Raw genomic sequence first — 8481 nt, 5'->3', positions numbered from 1 at the left:
TGGGGCGGCTTCGCCACCGTCGCCGCCGTCACCGAGATGACTCACCCGACCGTCGTGGACCCGCACGGCGTGCAGGTGCAGGTCACCCAGCCCCAGGCTGCGGGCGGCAAGGCCCTGGCCAAGCCCCGAGCCGGTGCTGCGCGACGACGTCGCCGCCGGACCTCCCCGCGACGGCCACCACACGTCCAGCTACCCGTCGATCGGCGAGGAGCGCGACCGCAACTGGATCGCGTGGATCGTGGCGCTGCTGCTGCTGATCGGCGTGGCGGGGTTCGGCGTCTACTGGATGACGCGGCCCGACCCGATCCAGTACAAGACGGTCCCCAACCTGATGGACCAGACCGAGGGCACCGCGCGGTCGCTGCTCGAGTCCAGCCAGCTCAAGGGGTCCTTCCAGCCCAAGGAGAGCGACAAGCCCAAGGGCATCGTCGTCGGCCAGAACCCCCAGCCCGGCGCCCAGCAGGATCCCGCCTACCCCGTCGCCGTGCAGGTCTCGACCGGCCCGAGCGACACCGCGGTGCCCGACGTCACCAAGTACACCGTGGGGTCTGCGAAGCAACGCCTCGTCAACTACAACCTCGAGGCGGGGGCGGTCACGGAGATCGACGACAAGACCATCCCCGCGGGGCAGGTCGTGCGCACCGACCCGGCGAGCGGACAGACCGTGCCCGTCGGGACCAAGGTCGCACTGTTCGTGTCGACCGGCAAGGTGGGGGTCCCCAACGTGGTGGGGCAGGACTACACGTCGGCGTCCAAGACGCTCACGGACGCCGGCTTCCGCGTCGCCCGCAAGGACGAGCCCAGCCGCGACACCCGCGACCTCGTGCTCGACCAGGACATCCGCGAAGGATCGCAGCCCCCCGGCACCAAGATCACCCTCACGGTGGCCGTGCCGGCAGCGATCCCGACGGTGACGGTGACCTCCACGGCCCCCGCACCCACGCCGACCACGACACCGCGGCCGCGCCCGACCACGACGACCCCACCGTCGCCCACGTCGACCGCACCATCCTCGCCGACCTCGCCGCCGCCGAACCCGTCCACCCCGCCGACGCCCTGATCGCCGAGCGCCGGGCGCCTGGGGAGGCGCGGCAGCCGGCGAACGCTCAGCGGTGGATCAGCGGGCTCAGACCCTCGCTCGCGGCCACCGCACCGTCCAGGCCGCACACCTCGAGCCAGTTGGCGAGCAGGCGGTGGCCGCCCACGGTGAGCACGCTCTCAGGGTGGAACTGCACCCCGTGCAGCGGCAGCGTGCGGTGCTGCACGGCCATCACGATCCCGGTCTCGGTGCGGCCGGTGACCTCGAGGTCCGCCCCGATCGTCTCCGGCTCGATCGTGAGCGAGTGGTAGCGCGTCGCCGTGAACGGGCTGGGCAGACCCGCCAGCACCCCTCGCCCGTCGTGCAGCACCTCGGACGTCTTGCCGTGCAGCAGCTCGGGGGCCCGCGAGACGGTGCCACCGGTCACGACGCCGAGCGCCTGGTGCCCGAGGCACACGCCCAGCATCGGCTGCTCGCGCTCGGCGCACGCCTCGATCATCGCCATCGAGACCCCGGCCTCCTCGGGGGTGCCCGGGCCGGGGGAGACCAGGACGCCGTCGAAGTCCGCACCGTCCGTCGCCGTCACGGCGTCGTTGCGCACGACCTCGCACTCCGCACCGAGCTGCTGGAGGTAGCCCACGATGGTGAAGACGAAGGAGTCGTAGTTGTCGACGACGAGGATGCGGGTCATGGGTCTGCCTCGGGGCGCGGGTCGGTGGGATCGGCCCCTCACCCTAGCCGCGACCTCAGCCGGCGGGCTCGACCGTCTGGTCGTTGAACGGCATGAGGTCCGCGAGCCACGGAAAGACGACCTCGAAGCAGAGCCACACCACGAGCGCCGCCAGCAGCAGGCACAGGACCGCCCGCACCCAGGTGGGGCCAGGGAGGGCGCGCCAGAGCGCGGCATACATCAACGGTCTCCCGTCAGGTCCAGATAGCCGGCCGGCAGGCCCGTGCTGCGCGGTATGGCGCGCTCCAGCTCGCCGTGCACGATCCAGCGCTGCTGGGCGGCGTACTTGGGATGGCAGGCGGTGAGGGTGATGAAGGGCTTGTCGGGGCGCACGCCGGGACGCTCGGGCGTGGGCGCGATGGCCGCGACGTGGGAGGGGGGCACGAGGGTGTGCTGGCCGACCCGATAGACGTAGTAGGTCTGCGCGGTCTCGACGATGACCCGGTCGCCGGGCAGGACCCTCTCGATGTCGCGGAAGGGCCCGCCATAGGTCATCCGATGGCCGGCGATCGCGAAGTTGCCCACCTGGCCGGGCATCGCCGTGCCCTCGTAGTGGCCGATGCCCGTGCGCAGCACGTCCCGGGTGGTCCCCTCGACGACCGGCACGGCGTAGTCGCGGCCCAGCGCCGGGATCCGCACGATCGCGAAGGCCTTGCCCAGGGGGATGTCCTTGAGCCGGGCGATCTCGGGCTCGACCTGGCCGGGACGCTGGAACTCCTCGCTGAGCGTGGTGACGGTGTCAGACTGCACGGCGTTGGCGGCGACGTCGGTCCACCACAGCTGCCAGCCCACGAAGAGCAAGGTCAGCACACCAAGGGTGATGAGCAGCTCACCCACAGTCCCCGTTATCGCCCGAACAGCCTTCACCCGACTACTGTCGCATGCCGCAGCTTGGCGGACCCGTCATAGGCCGGGAAGGTCGCCGACGGCTGCGTCGCGACGTCGTAGCCGAGGCCGACGGCAGCGACGTACTGCTGGATGATCTGGACCGTGGGGTCCTGGTCCAGCGTCTGGCGCATGCCGTCCACGTCGCCGATCGCCTTGATGACGAAGGGCGGGGAGTAGACGCGGCCCTGCAGGATCAGGGTGTTGCCGACGCAGCGGACCGCGCTCGTCGAGATCACGCGCTGGTCCTGGATCATCATCGCCTCGGCGCCGCCGCGCCACATCGCGTTGACGACCGCCTGCACGTCCTGCTGGTGGATGACCAGGTCGTCGGCGGTGAACTCGCCGCCGAAGCTGTCCACCGACCTCGTCGAGTCCGTCATGGTCACCGTCAGCGCGGGCCCCGTGACCCCCTGCATCCCGGCGGCCCGGTCGAGCGCCGCGGCCCGCTGTGTCATCGCGCGCAGGCGGGAGTCGGCCGGTGCGTTGCGTGCGCTGAGGCTCGCGACCTGACCCGACAGGTCGCGGACCGTCCGCTGCTTGGCCTCTAGCGCGGCGTCCTGGGCGTCGATGACCCCGGCGAGGTCACGTGTGTCGGACGGTCGCAGCGAGCGGCCGCCGGCGGTGACGGCGCTGGTCGCAAAGAGCAGCCCGGCCAGCACGAGGACGACGGGGACGAGCAGGCCCCACAGGCTCGGTCGCCTTCCGAAGAGGAGTCGTCCGAGGCGCGCGCGGCGGGCACCGGTGTCACCCATGGCTCCTCCTCACCTGGCTAGGCTGTGCGTCAGACCCTGAGACCTACCGTATCCGGTGGGCCCCGCACCGAGGAGTGAGCCGTGCCCGAGTCCAAGCGCCGCAGCAAGGCGACGTACACCCCGCCCGCCGAGAAGGGCTCGGGGATCAAGGCGCCCAGCCCCCGCTGGTGGGCGCCCGTGATGGTGACGCTGATGCTGATCGGGCTGCTGTGGGTGGTCGCCTTCTACCTCACCGCGGGGCAGTACCCCATCCCCAACATCCTCTACTGGAACCTCGGGATCGGCTTCGGCCTGATGCTGGTCGGCTTCATGATGACGACCCGCTGGCGCTGACCCCGCCCCCTCGCCCGGCGCCGGTGGATGACCACGGGTTTATCCACAGGCTTATCCCCATCGTGTGGATAATTACATCCGTGTAAGACGAGATCGAGACGGGTTATCCACAGAAAGTGTGGACAACCCGGTGGACAACCCTGGGGACGACGTGGGGACAGCCGGTCGTCTCTGTGACCCCGGTGGACCCACCCGCGCGCCCCTGCCGGCCCGCCACCCCGCTGGCCCGCCCCGCTGGCCCGCCCCCCTGTGTTGAGAGGGGCGAGGACGCGGGGGGCCGACGGGGGGAGGGGACGGCGGTCAGGCGCCGCCGACGACGAAGCCCGTCATCTGGGGTGACAGGGCGTACTTCAGGACGGCGAGGACCACGAGCACCGCCAGCACGGCGGCCACGCCCGGCCACTGCCAACGCTGGCGTTCGCGCGTCCGGGTCGCCCACATCACCGACGCGAGCGCCGCCCCGGTCACGAACCCGCCGAGGTGCGCCTGCCACGCGATGTTGGGGACGGTGAAGCCGATGACCAGGTTGATGCCGAGAAAGATCAGCATTGCCCGCAGGTCACGGCCCTGCCGCCGCGCGAGCACCAGCTCGGCCGCGAACAACCCGAACACCGCGCCCGAGGCCCCCACCGTCGGCTGGAACCAGCTCATCTGCCACTGGGTCAGCACCTGGCCGGGGGACGCGGTGGCCTGCGCGATCAGCAGATAGCCCACCGACCCACCGATGGCGCTGACCAGGAACAACGCGAGGAACCGCGCGATCCCCATCGCCCGCTCGAGCGGCTGGCCGACGGTCCACAGCGCGAGCATGTTGAATAGGATGTGCGTGACCCCGCCGTGCAGGAACGCCGCCGTCACGAACCGCCACGGCTCGTCGCGCCCGGCATACGGCGCGAACCACAGGGCACGCTCGAGGCCCGGGACGATCAGCTGCAGGAAGTAGACGACGACGCACAGGGCCACCAGTGCCGTGGTCGCGGGGGCCCCGCCGCCGACGGACAGGGCCGAGGCCGAGCCGCCGAGGGGGTTCCGCGCGCGGGGCGCGGTGCGCGCCGACTCGCGGACGCAGTCGACGCAGTGGATCCCGACGGACGCCTGGCGCTGGCACGGGGGGCAGGCGGGTCGTCCGCAGCGGCTGCACCGGACGTACGCGACGACGTCTGGGTGGCGCGGGCACGTCGGCGGCTGAGCTGAGCCGCCCGCCGAGGCCCCGGAGGGAGTCGGCGGGAGCGGCGGGTCGACCGGCGGGTAGGAGGAGCTCATCGGCACGTCCTCGTCGAGTTCGGAGCGCGGGTGTCGGGTCCGAGCCTAGGGGTGGACCTCGCCGGAGACGGCGCGACGGTCCGTCCCGGTCGGCAGCGGGGCTGCCGACGAGGGGAACGGACCGTCGGGCGTGGAGGTTCCGCCGAGGGGCGTGAGCTCAGTCGGTGACCGTGACGCTCTCGATCACGACCGGCTCGACCGGCTTGTCCATGGCGCCGGTGCGCACGGCGGCGATCTTGTCGACGACGTCGCGCGACGCCTGGTCCGCCACCTCGCCGAAGATCGTGTGCTTGCCCTGCAGCCAGGTCGTGGCACCGACCGTGATGAAGAACTGCGAGCCGTTGGTGCCGCGGCCCATCCGCTTGCCGGCGTTGGCCATCGCGAGCATGTAGGGCTTGGTGAAGTCCTTGTCGGGCGAGATCTCGTCGTCGAACGGGAAGCCGGGCTGGTCGGGCTGGCCGGTGCCGGTGCCCTGGGGGCAGCCGCCCTGGATCATGAAGCCCGGGATGATGCGGTGGAAGGTCAGGCCGTCGTAGTAGCCGTCCTTGGCCAGGCCCGTGATCTTGCCCACGGTCGTGGGGGCAGCCTCGGGGAAGAGGGTCATCGAGATGTCGCCGTGGTTGGTGTGCAGCGTCCAGTTCATGAGCCTCATCCTCGCACGGCGACCCCGGTATGCCGGTGGTGTCGTGTCGGCACGACGGACTCCCGGCATACGACCCCCCTGGGCCGGGTAGGGGAGGAACCGACGGAAACGTGCACGCGTTGTCCCACACGGGCAAGATGGGCGCTGGACGCCCCGCGAATCGATCTCCAGGAGGACTCATGTTCCGCAACAAGTACAAGATCGAGAAGAAGAGCCGGCTGGAGCTGGCCCAGGAGGACGCGGCCGACAAGGCGCACGCCTTCACGAGCTCGGCCAGCGACAAGGCCGCCCAGGTCAAGGACAGCGTCATGACCGCCCCCAAGCTGGCGGCCGGTGCGGTCGCCTCGGGTGCGCTCGCCGCTGCCGACAAGGTGAAGGACACCGTCTCCCACGGCAGCGACGTCGTCGAGGCCAAGACGAGCAAGGCCGACAAGGGCAACGGCCTGATCGAGGACCTGATGGAGGCGCTGCCGGGTCTGCTCGCCGCCGGCGCGGCCGCCAAGACCGCCAAGGCCGCCACCAGCGACAAGGCGCAGGACGCCGGCAAGACCGCGCTCGGCCTGCTCGCCACCAAGAAGGTCGCCGACAAGGCCAAGGACGACTCCTACCCCAAGACCCACCTGTCGAAGCGCCAGCTCAAGAAGGAGCTGAAGGCGCGCGAGCGCAAGCAGGGCAAGCTCCTCGTGACCCTCGGCCTGCTCGCCACGGCTGCCGCCGTGGCCGCCGTCGTCTACAAGAAGACCGCCCCGCAAGACGACCCGTGGGCGACGCCGCTCGCCGACCCCTACACCCCGGCCTCCTCGACGATCGGCACGAGCGCCGGCGCCGCCACGGGTTACGCGTCGGCGACCACCGCCACGACCTCTGACGACGCGATCGTCTCCGACCACGAGGCCGGCGACCCGCTCAGCGCCGTCTCCACCGAGCCGGTGATCCTGGACGCCAAGGACCAGGAGGACTTCGCCGCGACGACGCCCTCCAACGCCACGGAGTTCGACCGCACGGACGACGGCGCCGGCCAGGTCGTCGACGAGACCGCCGACCCCGGTGCGGGTCGTCACGGCGACGACAAGCGTGACATCTGATCCCGCTCCTCACCGAGCACCGTGACGGCGGCCCCTCCTGGTGGAGGGGCCGCCGTCCCGTCCTACGGGCTGGTCCTCGGCGGGTGACCGGTCCGGTCAACCTTCCGATGGAGGGGGCCGTCGGGATCATCGGGGAGGATGGGCCGTATGACGAATGCCACCGCCTCCCGCACCGATGCACCGACCCGGGCCACCCTGACGCCGATCTACTGGGGCGTGGTCGCCTACACGGCGCTGGGGCTCCTCGGGGGCGTGTACTACCGCGAGCTGACGAAGGCCCACGACTACCTCGGCGCCACGCAGCTGTCCGTCGTGCACACGCACCTGCTGGCGCTCGGGACGCTGCTCGGCCTGATCCTGCTGGGCCTGGAGCGCGCCTTCGCGCTGAGCCGCACGGCGCAGTGGAAGCCCTTCCTCGTGGCCTACCACGCCGGGCTGGTCGTCACTGTGGCCATGCTGACGATCAAGGGGACGCTGCAGGTGCTGGGCAGCACCGCGGCCTCCAGCCCGGCCATCTCGGGCATCTCCGGGCTGGGGCACATCCTGCTGACCGTGTCGCTGGTGCTGCTGCTGATGGGACTCAAGAAGCGTCTCGACGCCTGACCCCGGCCGCCGCCAGGCCTGACGGTCGGCCCCGGGCAGCGCGAAGCCCTCACCCGTGACGGTGAGGGCTTCGTCGGTGGGTGGAGCCTAGGGGACTCGAACCCCTAACCCCCTGCTTGCAAAGGCTCGGCGGCATCCCTCGTTTGCGTCCTTTTGGCTGGTCGGAGGTCTGGGGGTCTCCGCTGAGCGTCCTGCTTTGGCTGTGGGGACTGCTGAGCAGGCCGGCGTGCCAGTGATAGCGGTGCACTCGGCGCGACATACGTGCGCGACCCTGCTCGTGCACCTTGGGGTGCACCCGCGGGTCGCGATGCAGATTCTTCGGCACGGCCCCGTGCGGGAGAATTCTCGGCAGTCTCAAACCGTTTGAGTGTCTCCAATCGAGCCGCGCTGATCGCCTGTTACGCCAGTGGAGTGGTCCGTGCGGGAGCTGGCAAAGCGATTCAACGTGCATCGCGGCACCGTGCGGGAGATAGCTCGACTGGCGGGCTTAGCAGCGCGTCGCCCGGAGTTGCCGGACGCGATCCGACAGGACGCCGCTCAGCTCTATGCGGGTGGGATGACGCTCGCTCAGGTCGCCGCGCGACTCGGAGTCAGCAACGAGGCCGTGCGCTCGGCGGTGCTCGCGTGCGGCGGGACGATCCGTGCTGGCGGTCGTCGCCGGGTCGGTGCATGAGTTCTCACACCTCACCGGATACTTATCGCGTCCACCACGGCCCGCTCTTCTGCGTCATCTGCTTCGGCGGGCGAGCTGGCGCGCTCGCGACGGGCGGTGACGGACTCACGTACACGGGCGCGGATTGGGAGCACAGCGCTGACCGGCCCGAGCCAGAGCATCTTGAGTATGTTCCATATCGCCCACAGCACTGCGAGGTGGAGCCATGCGGGGGCGCCGTCCTCGATGAACTGGACACAGACATTCGCGATCAGCAGGTACGGGGCTGCGAGAACCATCGCGGGGATACCCCACTTCAAACCACGGGGTGCGGATCGCATCCAGCAGGATGTTGGTGGGTATGGGCAGTGTGTTGAAGAGTGACCCGAGGGTCTGCGGAGACCGGCGCGCTACAGAGGAGAAATCCGCTTCATCCGGCAGTCTACGGGCAATTCCTGCCAGAAGGAAGAAGCTGGACAGCTACGGTCGTGGT

At 70.5% G+C, this 8481-nt stretch carries 11 protein-coding genes; 4 read left to right on the top strand and 7 right to left on the bottom strand.

Going from position 1 to position 8481, the window contains the following annotated elements; translation table 11 throughout:
- The first annotated feature begins 133 nt into the window (after positions 1-133).
- The gene (locus GGG17_RS02115; protein WP_154592135.1) at positions 134-1060 is read left to right on the top strand and encodes a PASTA domain-containing protein; all 927 of its coding nucleotides are present in this window, start codon (positions 134-136) and stop codon (positions 1058-1060) included.
- Positions 1061-1106: 46 nt separating this feature from the next.
- On the opposite strand, the gene GGG17_RS02110 is transcribed toward GGG17_RS02115, so the two are convergent.
- The 4 genes from GGG17_RS02110 to GGG17_RS02100 are packed head-to-tail and all read right to left on the bottom strand — an operon-like array spanning position 1107 to position 3409.
- A complete protein-coding gene (locus GGG17_RS02110; protein WP_154592134.1) occupies positions 1107-1730 on the bottom strand; it encodes an aminodeoxychorismate/anthranilate synthase component II in 624 nt (207 codons plus the stop codon).
- Between the two features lie 55 nt (positions 1731-1785).
- Entirely contained in the window at positions 1786-1950 is a 165-nt protein-coding gene (locus GGG17_RS15905) for a hypothetical protein (protein WP_195849080.1), read from the bottom strand.
- On the bottom strand, positions 1950-2606 hold the full coding sequence (locus GGG17_RS02105) for a class E sortase (protein WP_311966358.1): 657 nt from the start codon (positions 2604-2606) through the stop codon (positions 1950-1952). The genes GGG17_RS15905 and GGG17_RS02105 overlap by 1 nt, the downstream gene beginning before the upstream one ends.
- Before the next feature lie 26 nt (positions 2607-2632).
- Positions 2633-3409, bottom strand: coding sequence for a DUF881 domain-containing protein (locus GGG17_RS02100; RefSeq protein WP_154592133.1), 777 nt, complete (start codon positions 3407-3409; stop codon positions 2633-2635).
- An 81-nt stretch (positions 3410-3490) separates the two neighbouring features.
- Here GGG17_RS02100 and GGG17_RS02095 point away from each other — a divergent pair, with 81 nt between their 5' ends.
- Positions 3491-3742, top strand: a complete 252-nt coding sequence (locus tag GGG17_RS02095) for a cell division protein CrgA (protein WP_311966357.1) — start codon at positions 3491-3493, stop codon at positions 3740-3742.
- A gap of 300 nt (positions 3743-4042) precedes the next feature.
- Here GGG17_RS02095 and GGG17_RS02090 read toward each other — a convergent pair whose 3' ends face one another.
- Together GGG17_RS02090 and GGG17_RS02085 are read right to left on the bottom strand one after the other, a co-directional pair.
- Positions 4043-5005 (bottom strand): rhomboid family intramembrane serine protease, encoded by a 963-nt coding sequence (locus GGG17_RS02090; protein ID WP_154592132.1) that lies wholly within the window; start codon positions 5003-5005, stop codon positions 4043-4045.
- 157 nt (positions 5006-5162) lie between these two features.
- On the bottom strand, positions 5163-5648 hold the full coding sequence (locus tag GGG17_RS02085; protein WP_154592131.1) for a peptidylprolyl isomerase: 486 nt from the start codon (positions 5646-5648) through the stop codon (positions 5163-5165).
- 179 nt (positions 5649-5827) lie between these two features.
- Here GGG17_RS02085 and GGG17_RS02080 point away from each other — a divergent pair, with 179 nt between their 5' ends.
- On the top strand, positions 5828-6733 hold the full coding sequence (locus tag GGG17_RS02080; protein ID WP_154592130.1) for a hypothetical protein: 906 nt from the start codon (positions 5828-5830) through the stop codon (positions 6731-6733).
- A 147-nt stretch (positions 6734-6880) separates the two neighbouring features.
- Positions 6881-7336, top strand: a complete 456-nt coding sequence (locus GGG17_RS02075; protein ID WP_154592129.1) for a DUF2871 family protein — start codon at positions 6881-6883, stop codon at positions 7334-7336.
- A 684-nt stretch (positions 7337-8020) separates the two neighbouring features.
- Here the strand turns inward: GGG17_RS02075 and GGG17_RS02070 are convergent.
- The gene (locus GGG17_RS02070; RefSeq protein ID WP_311966356.1) at positions 8021-8287 is read right to left on the bottom strand and encodes a hypothetical protein; all 267 of its coding nucleotides are present in this window, start codon (positions 8285-8287) and stop codon (positions 8021-8023) included.
- Positions 8288-8481 lie beyond the last annotated feature (194 nt).

The sequence above is a fragment of the Arsenicicoccus cauae genome, assembly GCF_009707125.1.
GTDB classification, from domain to species: domain Bacteria; phylum Actinomycetota; class Actinomycetes; order Actinomycetales; family Dermatophilaceae; genus Arsenicicoccus; species Arsenicicoccus cauae.
This window is presented reverse-complemented; position numbering and strand designations above follow the sequence as displayed.

What these genes read in the sequence shown, in the direction of transcription:
- GGG17_RS02110 (WP_154592134.1), bottom strand. Translation starts at nt 1,730, where the DNA reads ATGACCCGCATCCTCGTCGTCGACAACTACGACTCCTTCGTCTTCACC.
- GGG17_RS15905 (WP_195849080.1), bottom strand. Translation starts at nt 1,950, where the DNA reads ATGTATGCCGCGCTCTGGCGCGCCCTCCCTGGCCCCACCTGGGTGCGG.
- GGG17_RS02100 (WP_154592133.1), bottom strand. Translation starts at nt 3,409, where the DNA reads ATGGGTGACACCGGTGCCCGCCGCGCGCGCCTCGGACGACTCCTCTTC.
- GGG17_RS02090 (WP_154592132.1), bottom strand. Translation starts at nt 5,005, where the DNA reads ATGAGCTCCTCCTACCCGCCGGTCGACCCGCCGCTCCCGCCGACTCCC.
- GGG17_RS02085 (WP_154592131.1), bottom strand. Translation starts at nt 5,648, where the DNA reads ATGAACTGGACGCTGCACACCAACCACGGCGACATCTCGATGACCCTC.
- GGG17_RS02080 (WP_154592130.1), top strand. Translation starts at nt 5,828, where the DNA reads ATGTTCCGCAACAAGTACAAGATCGAGAAGAAGAGCCGGCTGGAGCTG.
- GGG17_RS02075 (WP_154592129.1), top strand. Translation starts at nt 6,881, where the DNA reads ATGACGAATGCCACCGCCTCCCGCACCGATGCACCGACCCGGGCCACC.
- GGG17_RS02070 (WP_311966356.1), bottom strand. Translation starts at nt 8,287, where the DNA reads ATGGTTCTCGCAGCCCCGTACCTGCTGATCGCGAATGTCTGTGTCCAG.